The organism is Halanaerobium hydrogeniformans (assembly GCF_000166415.1).
Taxonomy (GTDB): Bacteria; Bacillota; Halanaerobiia; order Halanaerobiales; family Halanaerobiaceae; genus Halanaerobium; species Halanaerobium hydrogeniformans.
The window spans coordinates 2,262,660-2,277,111 of sequence record NC_014654.1 but is presented as its reverse complement, the minus strand read 5'-3'; the positions used below and the strand labels follow the sequence as shown (position 1 = coordinate 2,277,111).

Annotated in this window: 15 protein-coding genes; 14 read left to right on the top strand and 1 reads right to left on the bottom strand. The window is 32.5% G+C overall.

Translation table 11 applies throughout. The features are described from left to right. The 11 genes from HALSA_RS10615 (at position 1) to HALSA_RS12500 (ending at position 10,139) form a co-directional block, all read left to right on the top strand. Positions 1 to 435 carry a biotin/lipoyl-containing protein gene (locus HALSA_RS10615; RefSeq protein ID WP_013406553.1) on the top strand — a complete coding sequence of 145 codons (435 nt, stop codon included), beginning with the start codon at positions 1 to 3 and terminating at the stop codon, positions 433 to 435. 11 nt (positions 436 to 446) lie between these two features. Next, the gene (locus tag HALSA_RS10610; protein ID WP_013406552.1) at positions 447 to 1,577 is read left to right on the top strand and encodes a sodium ion-translocating decarboxylase subunit beta; all 1,131 of its coding nucleotides are present in this window, start codon (positions 447 to 449) and stop codon (positions 1,575 to 1,577) included. 163 nt (positions 1,578 to 1,740) lie between these two features. Next, entirely contained in the window at positions 1,741 to 2,799 is a 1,059-nt protein-coding gene (locus HALSA_RS10605; RefSeq protein ID WP_013406551.1) for an AI-2E family transporter, read from the top strand. Between the two features lie 161 nt (positions 2,800 to 2,960). Next, positions 2,961 to 3,737: a Fe-S cluster assembly ATPase SufC gene (gene sufC / locus HALSA_RS10600; RefSeq protein WP_013406550.1), complete on the top strand. Its 777-nt coding sequence runs from the start codon at positions 2,961 to 2,963 to the stop codon at positions 3,735 to 3,737. A 66-nt stretch (positions 3,738 to 3,803) separates the two neighbouring features. Next, positions 3,804 to 5,207, top strand: coding sequence for a Fe-S cluster assembly protein SufB (sufB, locus tag HALSA_RS10595; RefSeq protein WP_013406549.1), 1,404 nt, complete (start codon positions 3,804 to 3,806; stop codon positions 5,205 to 5,207). 10 nt (positions 5,208 to 5,217) lie between these two features. Beyond that, a complete protein-coding gene (sufD, locus tag HALSA_RS10590; protein ID WP_013406548.1) occupies positions 5,218 to 6,408 on the top strand; it encodes a Fe-S cluster assembly protein SufD in 1,191 nt (396 codons plus the stop codon). Then, positions 6,380 to 7,621: a cysteine desulfurase gene (locus HALSA_RS10585; RefSeq protein WP_013406547.1), complete on the top strand. Its 1,242-nt coding sequence runs from the start codon at positions 6,380 to 6,382 to the stop codon at positions 7,619 to 7,621. The genes sufD and HALSA_RS10585 overlap by 29 nt, the downstream gene beginning before the upstream one ends. Continuing rightward, on the top strand, positions 7,611 to 8,039 hold the full coding sequence (sufU, locus tag HALSA_RS10580; RefSeq protein WP_013406546.1) for a Fe-S cluster assembly sulfur transfer protein SufU: 429 nt from the start codon (positions 7,611 to 7,613) through the stop codon (positions 8,037 to 8,039). The genes HALSA_RS10585 and sufU overlap by 11 nt, the downstream gene beginning before the upstream one ends. A 209-nt stretch (positions 8,040 to 8,248) precedes the next feature. Then, positions 8,249 to 8,749, top strand: coding sequence for a KdsC family phosphatase (locus tag HALSA_RS10575; protein WP_013406545.1), 501 nt, complete (start codon positions 8,249 to 8,251; stop codon positions 8,747 to 8,749). 32 nt (positions 8,750 to 8,781) lie between these two features. After that, on the top strand, positions 8,782 to 9,219 hold the full coding sequence (locus tag HALSA_RS10570; protein WP_013406544.1) for a YaiI/YqxD family protein: 438 nt from the start codon (positions 8,782 to 8,784) through the stop codon (positions 9,217 to 9,219). A gap of 32 nt (positions 9,220 to 9,251) precedes the next feature. Next, complete coding sequence (locus tag HALSA_RS12500) at positions 9,252 to 10,139, top strand: zinc dependent phospholipase C family protein (protein ID WP_013406543.1); 888 nt, start codon at positions 9,252 to 9,254, stop codon at positions 10,137 to 10,139. Between the two features lie 86 nt (positions 10,140 to 10,225). Here the strand turns inward: HALSA_RS12500 and HALSA_RS10560 are convergent, their stop codons facing one another. Further along, positions 10,226 to 11,137: a sulfurtransferase gene (locus tag HALSA_RS10560; RefSeq protein ID WP_013406542.1), complete on the bottom strand. Its 912-nt coding sequence runs from the start codon at positions 11,135 to 11,137 to the stop codon at positions 10,226 to 10,228. A gap of 187 nt (positions 11,138 to 11,324) precedes the next feature. Between HALSA_RS10560 and HALSA_RS10555 the strand changes: the two genes are divergently transcribed. The 3 genes from HALSA_RS10555 (at position 11,325) to HALSA_RS10545 (ending at position 14,433) form a co-directional block, all read left to right on the top strand. After that, positions 11,325 to 12,233, top strand: a complete 909-nt coding sequence (locus tag HALSA_RS10555) for a nucleoside hydrolase (RefSeq protein ID WP_013406541.1) — start codon at positions 11,325 to 11,327, stop codon at positions 12,231 to 12,233. Positions 12,234 to 12,591: 358 nt separating this feature from the next. Further along, complete coding sequence (locus HALSA_RS10550; protein WP_013406540.1) at positions 12,592 to 13,536, top strand: ABC transporter permease; 945 nt, start codon at positions 12,592 to 12,594, stop codon at positions 13,534 to 13,536. 6 nt (positions 13,537 to 13,542) lie between these two features. Continuing rightward, positions 13,543 to 14,433, top strand: a complete 891-nt coding sequence (locus tag HALSA_RS10545; RefSeq protein ID WP_013406539.1) for an ABC transporter permease — start codon at positions 13,543 to 13,545, stop codon at positions 14,431 to 14,433. Positions 14,434 to 14,452: the final 19 nt, after the last annotated feature.

Here is a 14,452-nt window from a genome sequence, read left to right as displayed (position 1 = left end):
ATGAAAAAATTTAGAGTTGAGGTAGATGGAGAAGAATTTATTGTTAACATAGAAGAAATTGCAGATGAAAGTGGAGCTATCGAAAGTTCTGCTTCCCAAAACACTGTTCAGTCTGCTTCTACTAAAAGTAAAACTGTTTCAAAGAGTACTGGCTCGATTAAGAGTCAAAGTAAAAAGTCAAAACAATCTAAAGATGAGCTTCCTTTAGATAGGATATCTTCTAATGGTGATATTATTGCACCTATGCCTGGTAGTATACTTGAAGTAGATGTAACTAAAGGTGATAGTGTAAAGAAAGGTGATCTTTTAATGGTTTTAGAAGCTATGAAAATGGAAAATGAGATCACTTCACCTAAAGCTGGCCTTGTAAAAGAAATCCATGTTAGAGCTGGAGACAGTGTAGATGCAGAAGATTTACTGCTGGTACTTGAGTAGGAGGCAAAATAATGTTAGATAATATCTCGCTATTTGTCCAGTCAACAGGGTATGTTAATCTGGAATTTGGACAATTATTCATGATTTTGATATCGCTTGTCCTGCTATATTTAGCAGTTGTAAAAAAATATGAGCCATTATTATTGGTGCCAATAAGTTTTGGGATGCTACTTGTGAATCTACCACTTGGTGATTTAATGGCTGAACCTCAAAATGGTCAAATTGGTGGGCTGCTTTATTATTTATATTATGGTATAAAATTAGGTATTTACCCACCTCTTATTTTTATGGGTGTTGGAGCTTGGACAGATTTTGGTCCGATGATAGCCCAACCTAAAACAGCTCTTTTAGGAGCTGCAGCTCAGTTTGGGATTTTTGCGACTATTTTTGGAGCGTTGGCGCTTGGCTTTTCTCCTGCAGAAGCAGGAGCTGTTGGGATTATAGGGGGGGCAGATGGTCCTACAGCAATATTTGCTGCCAGTCGTCTGGCACCTCATTTAATGGGTCCTATTGCTGTTGCGGCTTATTCATATATGGCCCTGGTCCCTATTATTCAGCCTCCGATTATGAGACTTTTTACTACTCATGAAGAAAGAAAAGTTAAAATGGAGCAGTTAAGACATGTAAATAAAAAAGAAAAAATAATTTTTCCAATTGCAGTAACCCTGCTTGGAGGACTGCTGGTACCTACAGCTTTACCTCTGTTGGGAAGTTTAATGTTTGGAAACTTAATGAGAGAGGTAGGAGTTGTTGATCGTTTGTTAAAAACAACTCAGAATGCTTTAATGAACATAGTAACCCTGTTTTTAGGTCTGACAGTTGGAGCGACTGCAAGTGCAGAAGCTTTTTTAAATGCCCAAACAATTGGGATTATAGTTCTTGGTTTAGTTGCTTTTGGTTTTGGTACAGCTACAGGCGTTATATTTGGCAAGATTATGCATAGAGTAACCGGTGGTAAGGTTAATCCCTTAATTGGAGCAGCAGGTGTATCTGCAGTACCAATGGCTGCTAGAGTGGTTCAGAAGGTAGGACAGGAAGAAAACCCTTCTAATCACCTTTTAATGCATGCTATGGGGCCTAATTTTGCTGGAGTAATTGGTTCGGCTATTGCTGCTGGTGCTTTAATTGCAATTTTGGGTTAAGTTTAAATAAATTAAAAATATAAATAAAACTTAAGTTTTTTAGCTAAATACAACTTAAATTATGCCCTGGCTTCTAAAGCAGGGTTTTTATTATTTCTGCAGAAATATTATAGTAAAGATAGCTTTAATATTTTAATTATAGGTAGTTTAGGGAGAGATAATTATGTTTAAAGAAAAATGGCTTAAGATCGGTCATACAATAATTATCATTTTGCTCATTATATTTTTGGGGGGAAGGATCCCTTATTTTATGGGGCCATTAACTACTGTGTTGAGCTTTGTTCTGCTCCCACTCTTGTTTAGTATTTTTCTGTATTATTTATTGCGTCCCCTTGTCATTATTTTAGAAAAAAAAATAAAAATAAGGACAATTGCTGTTATCATTTCATTTTTAGCAGCAGCTTCCATAATAACTTTAATTATATATTTGGGCGGAAATATTATTTATGAACAGAGTAGAGAATTAGGCGGTAGCTATGAACTTATTTATTCTTCTATTGTAGAAATTTTTGAAAATATAAGAGATTTCATAAATATAGAAAGAGGACTTATAGATGATTTTAATCTTAGAGAAAGGCTAATTTCTTATACTGATTCTATAATAATGAGGCTTTCTACTTATAATTATATGGGGATTTTTAGTTCTTTAACAAATATAGGATTAATAATATTATTAATTCCTTTTGTGCTATTTTATTTACTCAAAGATGATAAAGAAATTTATCAAAAAACAATAGAGATGATTCCAGGGTCTAAAAGAAAACAGATAGAAGTATTAGCTCAAGATATCGATAAATTACTTTCGGATTTTATTACTTCCCAATTATTGGTCTCTCTTTTTACTGCTTTTGTAATGTTGATTGGTTTTTTAATAATTAGATTAGCAAGTCCTTTAGTTTTGGCTTTGATTGTGTTAATAACTTCTTTAATTCCAATAATCGGACCTGCTATTGGAATTTTGCCGGCCTTATTTATTGCTCTTACAGAAAGCATTATAACCGCTTTACTGGTGATTATAATCTTTATAATTGCCCAGTATTTAGAAGGTAATTTAATCAGACCACTTATTCAGGGGAAATCAATGGATATCCATCCTCTTGTAGTATTATTTGTGGTATTAACAGGTGTATATTTATTCGGATTAATTGGAGCTTTGATTTCTGTTCCCCTATATGCGGTTTTGAGATTGATTTATCAAGAAAGAATATTAAAGAAAAAGTAAATATTTTAATAAAGAGCCGGGAATCCCGGCTTTTTTTGTTGTCTAGATTACTTTTTTCTTATAGGGCTTGACTAAAGTTGAGTAATGTTGTAGGATATAAATATGACAATTTTGATTAAATAACTGTAGATAAATATTTTGAAAATAAGGAGATGTCATAGATGAATAAAAAACTATTAAAAGTTTGTAATTTGAAATCAAAAGTTGAAAGCGAAGAAATACTTCAAGGCATTAATCTTGAAGTTGAAACTGGAGAAATTCATGTTATTATGGGACCTAATGGTTCAGGTAAATCTACTTTAGCTAATGTTCTCATGGGACATCCAGAACATGAGATAATAGAAGGGAAAGTAGAATTTGAAGGTGAAAATATAATTGATCTTGCTGTTGATAAAAGAGCAAAAAAAGGTATCTTTTTATCATTCCAATATCCTCAAGAAATACCAGGAGTGACTGTTGAGAATTTCCTTCGCACAGCGAAAACTGCTGTAAGTGGAGAAAACCAGAGCATTTTTGACTTCAAATTTTTATTAGAAGATAAGATGAAATTATTAGATATAGATCAATCATATGCAGATAGATATTTAAACAAAGGCTTTTCTGGTGGTGAAAAAAAGAAAAACGAAATATTACAGATGGCAGTTTTAGAACCAAAACTAGCAATTTTAGATGAAACAGATTCAGGTCTTGATGTAGATGCAACAAGAACTGTTGCTGAAGGTATCAAAAAACTCGCCTCAGATGATAATGCAATGATTATAATCACTCACCACAATCAGATCTTAGATTATCTTCAGCCTGATTATGTACATGTACTTGTTGATGGTAAAATTGTAAAAACTGGAGATATGGATCTAGCCAGAGAGATTGAAAAAGAAGGTTATGCTGCTTATAAACCAGAAAAAGTTGAAGATTATAAGTCAGCCACTAATTGTTAATTAGAATTTAACTATTAAAAGTATTAAAAATCACAAGCAAGACTTGTTTTATAGGAGGTTTTTGAAATGAGTGAAAAGACTCAAGTAAAAGATATAGATCGCAGTCTTTATGATAAAAAAAATGAAAATAAATATAGATATAAATCAGAAAAAGGGTTAACACCAGAAATTATTAAAGATATTTCTCGAGAAAAAGATGAACCTCAGTGGATGACTGATTTCCGTCTTAAATCATTAGAAATTTATCTGGAAAAAGAAATTCCGGATTGGGGAGCAGATCTTTCAGATTTAAATCTTGAGGAGATAATAGCATATATTCGCCCTGATGCTGATCTCCAGAGTGACTGGGATGAAGTTCCAGAAGAAATAAAAAACACCTTTGACTCATTAGGTATTCCTGAGGCAGAAAAAAAATCGCTTGCAGGAGTGGGAGCACAGTATGATTCTGAAGTTGTCTACCATAATTTGAAAAAAGAACTGGTAGAACAGGGTGTTATATATATGGATATGGAAAATGCAATTAAAGAATATGAAGATGTAGTTAAAGAACATTTTATGAAGCTAATAACACCTAATGACCATAAGTTTTCTGCCCTTCATGGAGCAGTTTGGTCAGGAGGGTCTTTTGTCTATGTGCCAGCCGGGGTAAAAGTTGATGTTCCTTTACAATCATACTTTAGATTTAATGCTCCTGGTGCAGGTCAATTTGAACACACATTGATTATTTTGGAAAAAGGAGCTGAGGCCCATTTTATAGAAGGATGTTCTGCACCTCAGTATTCTATAAATAACCTTCATGCTGGTGCTGTTGAACTATTTATTGCAGAAAATGCAAGTTTACGTTACAGTACTATAGAAAATTGGTCAAGAAATATGTATAATTTAAATACAAAGCGTGCTTCAGTAGAAAAAAATGGAGTTATCGAATGGGTTTCAGGTTCATTTGGCTCAAAAGTTTCTATGCTTTATCCAATGAGTATTTTAAAAGGAAAAGGAGCTAGAGCAGAATTTACAGGAGTCACATTTGCTGCTGAGGGACAGCATCTTGATACTGGTGCTCAGGTTATTCACGCAGCACCCCATACAACTTCAACAGTTAATACCCGTTCAATTGCCAAAGGTGGAGGTAAAGCTTATTACAGAGGGCTTTTAAAAGCTACTAAAAATGCCCATCATGCTAAGGCTTCAGTATCTTGTGAGTCTTTAATGTTGGATAATGACTCTGTATCCGATACACTTCCAATTATGAAATTAGAGACAGATGATATAGATATTGGACATGAAGCAAAGGTAGGCCGGATTAGTGAAGAATCAATATATTATCTAATGAGTCGAGGTATAGATGAGGAAGAGGCTAAAGCTATGATAGTTCGCGGATTTGTTGAACCAATTGCCAAAGAACTTCCTCTAGAATATGCAGTAGAACTGAATAATTTAATTAGTTTAGAACTCGAAGGAACTATAGGATAGGTGATGATAGATGTATACTAAAAAATTAGTAGATAATTTAACAACTGGACAGTCTAAATTATTGAGCCAGAAAAGAAAAGACAGTTTTATTAAATACAATAATTTAGCTGAGCAAACATTTAATAGGATTGGTCTGTTTGATTTTCAGAATCCAGAATATATGGCTTATAATAAAGAATATATAAAAAGCAAAAATGCTTTAGATGAACTGATAATAAAAAAGATGACAGATAATTTGAATAATGAAAGAGAAATAATGGCTTATCTAGATAAATTTACAGAACCACTTGTGGAGAAGGGTAATAAAGGTTTAGGAGCTAAATATACTTCAATGGTAGACGCCTTTTATAATACTGGTCTATTTATTAAAGCCCCAGCAGGTAAAGAGTTTAAGGTTCCTCTTGAAATATTTTATCTATTAGAAGAAGATAATCCATTTTTAATTGATAATAATTTAATAGTTGCAGAAGAAGGCTCTAAGTTAACTATTGTGATAGATTATAAAATGGATCAAAAAGATTTCAAGGCTTTTCACAATGGTTTAACAAGGGTAATAGTTGAAGCTAATGCAGTTTTAAATATAATAAAAGTACAGAGATTTAATGATCAAAGTGTTAATTTTGATAGTAATTTTTCTATCATTTCTAATCAAGGAGAATTAAACTGGATTCCAATTGAATTGGGGGCAAAAACTTCAATTACAAACAACGAAAATATCCTTGCTGAAGATGGTAGTAAAGCAAATATAAGTTCGATTTATTTTGCTGATGGTGAAAGGAAAATGGATCTTGCTTATAAAATGAATCACCAGGGGCGTCATAGTTCCAGTGAAATAGAAACCAAAGGTGTTTTAAAAGATAGAGCTAAAAAAGTATTTCGAGGTGATTTATACTTTCAAAAGGGTTCCAGTCAGGCTAAAGGTGCAGAGAGTGAAGAAGTACTAATGCTTGATAAAACAGTGGTTTCAGATTCTATTCCAGCTCTTTTCAGTGAAGAAGATAATGTGGAAGGAGAACATGCAGTAAGTGCAGGTCAGATTGATCAGAATAGATTATTCTATCTGATGAGCAGAGGAATGAATGAAACTGAAGCTAAAAGAATGATGATTGAGGCAGCATTTAACCCTATTTTTGACAAGATACCTTTAAATGAACTCAAAGGAAGTGTTATTAATGATATCAAAACTAGAATTAGAGAATAAATATAAATCAGATTTTCCAATTTTAAAGCAAAAAGTTAATGGCAAAGATCTGGTATATCTTGATAATGCTGCTACAACTCAAAAACCTAAAGCTGTTTTAGATGCAATAAATGATTATAATGAAAATATTAATGCTAATCCCCATAGAGGTGCCCATATTTTAAGTGTTAAGGCAACAGAAGCTTATCAAAATGCCAGAGATACGGTAAAAGAGTTTATTAATGCAGAATTTAGTGAAGAAATTATCTTTACAAGAAATACCACAGAATCAATTAATTTACTTGCTTACAGCCTGGGTGAACTTTTAGATGAAGGTGATGAGATAGTAATTTCGATAATGGAGCATCACAGCAACATTATACCCTGGCAGCAGCTAGCTAAAAGGAAAAATTTAAAATTGAAATATCTTTATCCGGGTGAAGATTACAGAATCTCTCGTTCTGAGCTTGAGGATAAAATTACCGATAAAACTAAAATATTTAGTATTTCTCAGATGTCAAATGTTACCGGGGTAATTAATCCAGTTAAAGAAATGGCTGAATATGCGCACAAACATGGAGCATATGTGGTTATTGATGGTGCTCAAGGAGCTCCTCATTTAAAAACAGATGTCCAGGCTATTGATGCAGATTTTTATGCTTTTTCTGCCCACAAAATGCTTGGTCCAATGGGAATTGGGGTTCTTTATGGTAAAAAGCATTTATTAGAAAAGATCCCACCTTTTTTAACAGGTGGAGGTATGATAGAATATGTTTATGAGCAAAGTTCTACCTTTGCTCCCCTGCCGGAAAAATTTGAAGCAGGTACACCTAATGCTGAGGGAGCAGTTGGATTGGCTGCAGCAATAGACTATTTGCAAAAAATCGGTTTAGATGAAATAGAAAAACATGAACAGGAATTGACCGAATACGCTCTGCAGAAAATGGAAAAATTAGATTATATTGAATTAGCAGGTCCAGATGATTTAAAAGACAGGGGAGGAATAATTTCTTTTAATTTAAAAGGAATACATTCTCATGACCTGGCAAGTATTAGTGATACTGAAGGAATAGCTCTTAGATCTGGGCATCACTGTGCTCAGCCCTTGATGAAGCATCTTAATCTAAATTCAACCGGTAGAATTAGCTTCTATTTTTATAATAGTAAAGAAGAAATAGATAAATTTTTAGCATCTCTGCAAAAAGCAAGGGAGGTTTTTGGTTATGGATCTTGATTCAGTCTATACAGAATTAATAATGGAACACAATAAAAATAGTCGTAATAAAAGGGAGTTAGATAAACCTGATATCAGTGAACATGGTCATAATCCCAGCTGTGGAGATGATATTACTTTAGAGTTAAAATTTGATGGTGAGATAATAGAGGATGCTGCTTTTAATGGAAGTGGTTGTGCAATTTCTCAGGCATCTACATCAATTATGATAGATTTAATTAAGGGGAAAACGGTTGCTGAAGCATTTGATTTAGTGGATACTTTTATAGCAATGATAAAAAAAGAAATAGATGATCCTCAAGAATTGAGGAAATTAAAAGAAGCAATGGCCTTAAAAAATATTTCTAATATGCCAGCAAGAGTAAAATGTGCTGTTCTCTCCTGGCACACACTTAAAGAAGCATTAAACAAAAACTAATAAAAATAAATATTAATAAAATCCTTAACTTCACCAAATTTGGTGGAGTTTTTCCTTTACAGGAAGGTGAAATAAATTTTAAGTATTATCAGAGAATAGGGTAACTTTATAATTAACCTTACGTCAAAGCTAATTGCATATTATTTATTCAGTGTGTTAATATTAAGGTAGGTACTAAATATAATTTTAAATAAATGGAGGCTTCTAAATTGCAGAAAATCAATACGATTTTTTTAGATGTAGATGGTACACTTACAGATGGGAAAGTTTATTTGGATAATGGTGAAAACGAATTTAAAGCTTTTGATGTAAAAGATGGTCTGATAATTGTCTCAGCACTCGCATTAAACTATAATATTATTATTATGACTGGCAGAAAATCTCAAGTAGTAGCAAGAAGAGCTGCAGAACTTGGAATTGAGGAGTTTTATCAGGGGATTAGAGATAAAAAATCTAAAATAAAAGAGCTGATGAAAGAAAACAATTTTTCTTATGAGAATCTAGCTTATCTTGGTGATGATTTAAATGATCTAGCAGTTATGAAAGAAGCTGCATTTGCTGCCTGTCCTGCTGATGCCGCTGCTGATGTTAAAAAAATAGCAGATTTCGTTTCTAAATTTGATGGTGGTAATGGTGCTGTAAGAGAAATTTTAACTCATTTGCTCAAAGAGAAGAACGATTATGATAAGGTTTTAGAACTTTTTAGTTAATTATTTAAACTTTTTTATAAAGGGGTAAGCTGATGCGTATTTTAGTTGATGGTGATAGCTGTCCTGTACTAGAGATAACTTCAAAAATAGCTAAAAAAAATAATATAGAACTACTTGTTTTTACAGATTTAAACCACCAGCATCAGCTGGGATATGGGGAGATTATTACAGTTGATCAGGGTTTTCAATCAGTTGATATGGAACTATATAATGAGATTAAAGCAGATGATATAATAATCACTTCTGATTATGGTCTGGCAGCTTTAGCCTTATCGGCACAAACTGCTGTCTTAAGTTTCTCAGGTAGAGAATTTAAAAACAGCAATATTAATCGTTTGCTTGCCCAAAGGCATAGACAGCATAAAGAGCGCCGCAGGACTGCTAGACATACTTCACATAAAAAAAGAACTGAAAAAGATGATAAAAGATTTAAAAATAAATTACTAGAAATAATTCAAAGATTTAAATAATATTTTCGGAATATAATCTGGGGATGATATAGATGCCTGATTTTTGGACACATATTTTGGCAGGAGAAAAAATTAAAAAGAACTGTGAAAATAAAGTTTTAAAAAAATTAATTGAAGAAAATTATCAACTTTTTAATCTTGGTTGTCAGGGAGCAGATATCCTGTTTTATAAAGATTTCTGGCCCTGGAAATTTTCTAAAAAAGCATCTAAATTGGGTAGTCTTATCCACCGGTTATCGGGAAAAGATATATTCGAAATAATCTTAAAAAATTTAAAGGAAATTCAACTTTATGATAATGGAGAAATATCTTCTAATCTAAAAAAAAGAGCCTTGCTTGTTTATTTTTTGGCTTTTATAAGCCATTATACTCTTGATAGTATTAGTCATCCTTTTATACTTGATAATGGAGGAGCAGGTGATAAGCATAAGTTTATTGAAATGAAAATTGATTTATATATGATTAAGAAATACTGGGATAAGGATGCAGCAGAAATAGATCCCACTACTTATTATCAACTTAAATCAGATTTTAAATTAGAAATAGAAGGTTTTTATAGAGCTGTTTTTACAGAATTGTTGTATCAACCTTATAAGCAGGGTATTATAGAAGATGCCTATACTGACTTAAGGAAATACCATAGTCTGTTTTATGACCCTAATAAGTATAAGTATCATTTTCTTAAAATATTGAACTGTATCTATCCTGCTGAACTAGCTTCTTATAGTTATCAGCTTGCTAAAGATAAAGAATTTTGGCTTGAAGAAAAATATCAGCAGTTTGAACGATATTTTAATCAAGCTCTTAGTAAAAGCAAGGTTTATTTTGCATTAGTTTTTAGTTATTTGAAGGAAGAAATCTCTTTAAAAGAAGCTCTTACTAACTTCGATGAGAGAGATTTTTTAGGACAGAAAAAATAAAAAACTCCCTTAGCTATCAGGAGATTAACTAATTTTAAGTTAATCTTAACTGACGTAGGGAGTTTTTGAAATTAAAAATGTATTAATTAATTTGTTTCTATTGGTAGGTCTTCTCGATTAGCCCAGCCAACCCAGGATTCATCATATACTTTAACATTTTCATAGCCTATCATCTCTAGAGCTAGATAAGAATGAGCCGCTCTAACAGCTGTGTGGCAAAGGCTTGCAATAACATCTAAATCATCGGTTATACCATGTTCTTCATAAAGTTCTCTTATTTCAGCAGCTGTTTTAAAAGTATTATCTTCATTTAGATGCTGAGTCCATTCTATATGAACAGAACCTGGAACTCTTCCCATTCTATCTGCACCAGGGTTTGTGTCTTCACCCAAATATTCTGACTCAGAACGGGTATCTAAAACTACAAAATCCTGATTATCAATATTTTCTGCAACTGTGTCTGTATCAACTATCCAGTCGTTTTTGACATCACTGATAGTAAAATTACCAGTATCAACTGAAGTTGGCAGTCTTCTAATATTATGACCAGCATCAGTCCAGGCATCATAGCCGCCTTCAAGAAGTCTTACATCATCATGACCATAATATCTGAAAACAAACCAGAGTCTTGAGGCCCAGAGGCCATTGTTATCATCATAAACAACAATCTTAGAATCATTATTTATACCTTTTGCCTGAGCAGTAGCTGTAAACTGTTCAGGTGTTGCAGCTAAACCAGGAACCCAACCATCTGGATCAGTAAAATCGTCGCCCCACATCTGAACTGAGCCAGGCAAATGTCCTAAAAAATATTTTGCTGTGTTTCTTACATCAATAATAACAAGGTTTTCATCATCCATATTTTCACTTAACTCTTCAACAGATATCAAGTATTCAGGATGAGTATAACCTCTATCTTCTGCAGCTAAAAATGGTGAAGCAAGTAAAAGTAAAAGAAGCAAAATTGTTGATACAACTAAACTCTTTCTTAGTTTCATTAAATAACCTCCTTGTTTTTCATTTGTTACGTCAAATCTATTATACACCAAAATTATATAATTTGCATGATTAATCATAAAATATTAAATGAAATACAATATTATAAAAAGCAGGAATAATACATCTTTTGTTGAAAATAACAAAAAGGACAACAATTATTTTAACTGCTAGGGGGATAAGGAATTAATGAAAAAAGTACTTTTAGATTGTGATAATACTATGGGTTTGGATGAAAAAGATGTAGATGATGGGCTTGCTTTTCTTTTTCTTCTTGGTAGAGAAGATATTAATTTAATGGGTATAACTAGTGTTTTTGGTAATAGTAGCTTAGAAGATACTTTCTCTACTACAGAAAAGTTCTTAGAAGATTTTAATTTAAAAGAAGAGATACCTCATTTAAAAGGAGCGGCTGAAGCAGGAGATTATGATACTGAGGCTGCCAGATATTTAGCTGAACAGGCGGCAGAAAATAAAAATGAGATAACTTTAATTGCAATTGGCCCGGTTTCTAATCTTTATGGAGCCTGGAAAATTGATAATGACTTTTTTAAAAATTTAAAAGAAATTATTGTTATGGGTGGAATTACCTCACCACTTGAAATTGGTGATGAAATAATCGATGAGCTTAATTTTTCTTGTGATCCAGAAGCTGCAGAAAAGGTGCTGAAAGCAGAAGTTCCGGTTGCTGTAATGTCAGGTAATCTTTGTCTAGCAGCTAGATTTGGAGAAAAATCTTGGCGGAGAGTTAATAGATCAAAAAACAAACCGGTTAGAGCTTATATGAAAGACCATATTGAAGGTTGGTACGAATATTCTTCAGAAATGATAGGACTTTCTGGTTTTTATATGTGGGATGTTGTGAATGTGGTTTATATGATTTCGCCGGAAATTTTTCCTTATAACAAGCGGAAAATTATTTCAACTAAAGAGGATTTAGAACATGGAATAATTAAAACAGATGATGCAGATGGTATGCTTGCCGATCCAGAAATAATTAATTTACCAACTACAATTTTAGATACAAAAAGATTTAAGGATATTGCTTTTGCTGCCTGGGATAATATAGAAATTATACCAGAAGGCTATTCTGATTAAAAATAGCTGATTATTATATTATATGTTATCTAAATACAAAGAAATAATTATAAATTTGTTTTATTTTACAAAGATAATAATTGAAATTTAATATATAATATAATTAATTGCTAAATTTATCACAAAGTGTTATAAGGCACTTAGATACTTAATTGTGTAATTTAAAAAGTTTATTAATAACCAATCATAAAAGATCAATTGAATAATTGATTAATGTGATTAGAATTTCAGAAAAATAAACTTGTAAAAATTCCTTTTAACAGGGCATTTTTATAATTAAATTTTGAAGCCACAGTTTTAGAGAATTCTTTCAAATTTTTAGCTATTAGAGGCTAAATTTGTTTTGAGGAGGAATGTAATGTTTTCTTTAATTGTCAGGAGGTTTTTACTGGGGATTATTACAGTTTTAGGTGCAATGATATTATTATTTATTTTAATTCAGTTAGTCCCTGGTGATCCAGTAAGTATTATGCTTGGACCTAGAGCAAGTCCTCAACTTATAGAGAATATTCAGGCCAGGATGGGATTAGATCAGCCAGTTTATGTTCAACTATTTAGATTTATTTTTAATATTTTGAAAGGTGATTTAGGTACTGATGTTTTAAATCATCGTTCAGTAAGCAGTATGATTATTAATGTGTTGCCCTATACGATTGCTTTAGCAACAGCAAGTATTTTTATTGCAGTTATTTTAGGGGTTCCACTTGGAGTTTACAGTGCTTTTTATAGAAATACAGTCCTGGATAGGATACTAACATTTGCTTCCATTTCAATTATAACAACTCCTTCTTTTTTATTTGGATTGTTTTTTCTTTTGCTTTTTTCATTAACTTTAGGTTGGTTTCCAGTAATGGGTGGAGGAGAAAGCGGTAATTTAATTGATCAACTTTATCATCTGGTTTTGCCTGCTTTTGCACTTGGAATTCGCTGGGTAGGTTATGTAGGAAGGCTTATCAGGAGTTCTGTCTTAGAAGAGATGCATGAAGATTATATTAGAACTGCGAGAGCAAAAGGCCTCAGTGAAAAAATTGTTATTTCAAAGCATGTACTAAGAGGAGCTATTTTGCCAGTGATAGCAATTCTAGGAGTTGGTTTTGGCAATTTACTTGGAGGCGCTGTTTTAATTGAAGTTATTTTTCACCGTCCAGGTCTCGGCTATTTAATTTATAATGCTTTTAGAACCCGTAATTATCCAGTGGTTCAGGGAGCTTTAATTGTAGCGATATTTATGTATGCAATTGTAAATATGTTTACCGATTTATCATATGGTTTAATAGACCCCAGGATTAGAAAGGATGAATAAATCTAAATGGAGTCAAAAAATGCTCTGGTTCAAATAGCAAATAAAACAAAAAAAATGAGCAAGTTTTTTATATCGCAAAAAGTCTTTAAAGATTTTTTTGGCAAGATAGGATTTATTTTAATTGTTGTTGTTTTTTTAATGGCTATTTTTGCACCCTATTTAAGTCCATTTGATCCAGATCAAGTTAATGTGATAAACAAACTTGCTTCTCCTTCAAGAACTCATCTGATGGGGACAGACCACCTTGGACGAGATGTATTTAGTAGAATGCTTTATGGTAGTAGAATTTCTTTAGCAATTTCAATTGCAGCAGTAACTTTTGCTTCTGTTACAGGAACAGCTCTTGGTATGATTTCAGGTTATGGTTCTGAGACACTAGACCATGTATTAAGAACATTTTTTGATATAATAAGGTCTTTTCCATCTTTGATTTTCGCAATTGCAGTAATAATTATGCTTGGTACATCAGGAATTCCAACTTTAACCATTGTGATTGGTTTTACCTATTTTCCCCGTTATGCAAGGTTAATTAGGGCTCAGACATTAAAGGTCAAAAAAAAAGAGTATTTGATTAGCGCAAAAGCTATCGGTCAATCTGATATAAAGATAATGTTTAAACATATTTTGCCCAATATTAAAGGACCGATGTTTATTATGGCTGCTATGGATATTCCTTCAATTATTGCTTTTGAGGCTGGCTTAAGCTTTTTAGGGCTTGGTGTTAATCCACCAACTCCCAGCTGGGGAACAATATTGAGAAATGGCTATTTAAATTTAAGGCATTCACCATGGATGGTTATTTTTGGTGGGGGAATGCTAATCTTTGCAACCCTGGGATTTACCTTTTTAGGAGAGGCTTTAAGGGATGCTTATGATCCTAGATTGAAAAATTTGTAGTCAGTTAATTACAAGGAGA

What these genes read in the sequence shown, in the direction of transcription:
- sufB (WP_013406549.1), top strand. Translation starts at nt 3,804, where the DNA reads ATGAGTGAAAAGACTCAAGTAAAAGATATAGATCGCAGTCTTTATGAT.
- HALSA_RS10555 (WP_013406541.1), top strand. Translation starts at nt 11,325, where the DNA reads ATGAAAAAAGTACTTTTAGATTGTGATAATACTATGGGTTTGGATGAA.
- HALSA_RS10560 (WP_013406542.1), bottom strand. Translation starts at nt 11,137, where the DNA reads ATGAAACTAAGAAAGAGTTTAGTTGTATCAACAATTTTGCTTCTTTTA.
- HALSA_RS10550 (WP_013406540.1), top strand. Translation starts at nt 12,592, where the DNA reads ATGTTTTCTTTAATTGTCAGGAGGTTTTTACTGGGGATTATTACAGTT.
- HALSA_RS10610 (WP_013406552.1), top strand. Translation starts at nt 447, where the DNA reads ATGTTAGATAATATCTCGCTATTTGTCCAGTCAACAGGGTATGTTAAT.
- HALSA_RS10585 (WP_013406547.1), top strand. Translation starts at nt 6,380, where the DNA reads ATGATATCAAAACTAGAATTAGAGAATAAATATAAATCAGATTTTCCA.
- HALSA_RS10545 (WP_013406539.1), top strand. Translation starts at nt 13,543, where the DNA reads ATGGAGTCAAAAAATGCTCTGGTTCAAATAGCAAATAAAACAAAAAAA.
- sufC (WP_013406550.1), top strand. Translation starts at nt 2,961, where the DNA reads ATGAATAAAAAACTATTAAAAGTTTGTAATTTGAAATCAAAAGTTGAA.
- HALSA_RS10605 (WP_013406551.1), top strand. Translation starts at nt 1,741, where the DNA reads ATGTTTAAAGAAAAATGGCTTAAGATCGGTCATACAATAATTATCATT.
- HALSA_RS10570 (WP_013406544.1), top strand. Translation starts at nt 8,782, where the DNA reads ATGCGTATTTTAGTTGATGGTGATAGCTGTCCTGTACTAGAGATAACT.
- HALSA_RS10615 (WP_013406553.1), top strand. Translation starts at nt 1, where the DNA reads ATGAAAAAATTTAGAGTTGAGGTAGATGGAGAAGAATTTATTGTTAAC.
- HALSA_RS12500 (WP_013406543.1), top strand. Translation starts at nt 9,252, where the DNA reads ATGCCTGATTTTTGGACACATATTTTGGCAGGAGAAAAAATTAAAAAG.
- sufU (WP_013406546.1), top strand. Translation starts at nt 7,611, where the DNA reads ATGGATCTTGATTCAGTCTATACAGAATTAATAATGGAACACAATAAA.
- sufD (WP_013406548.1), top strand. Translation starts at nt 5,218, where the DNA reads ATGTATACTAAAAAATTAGTAGATAATTTAACAACTGGACAGTCTAAA.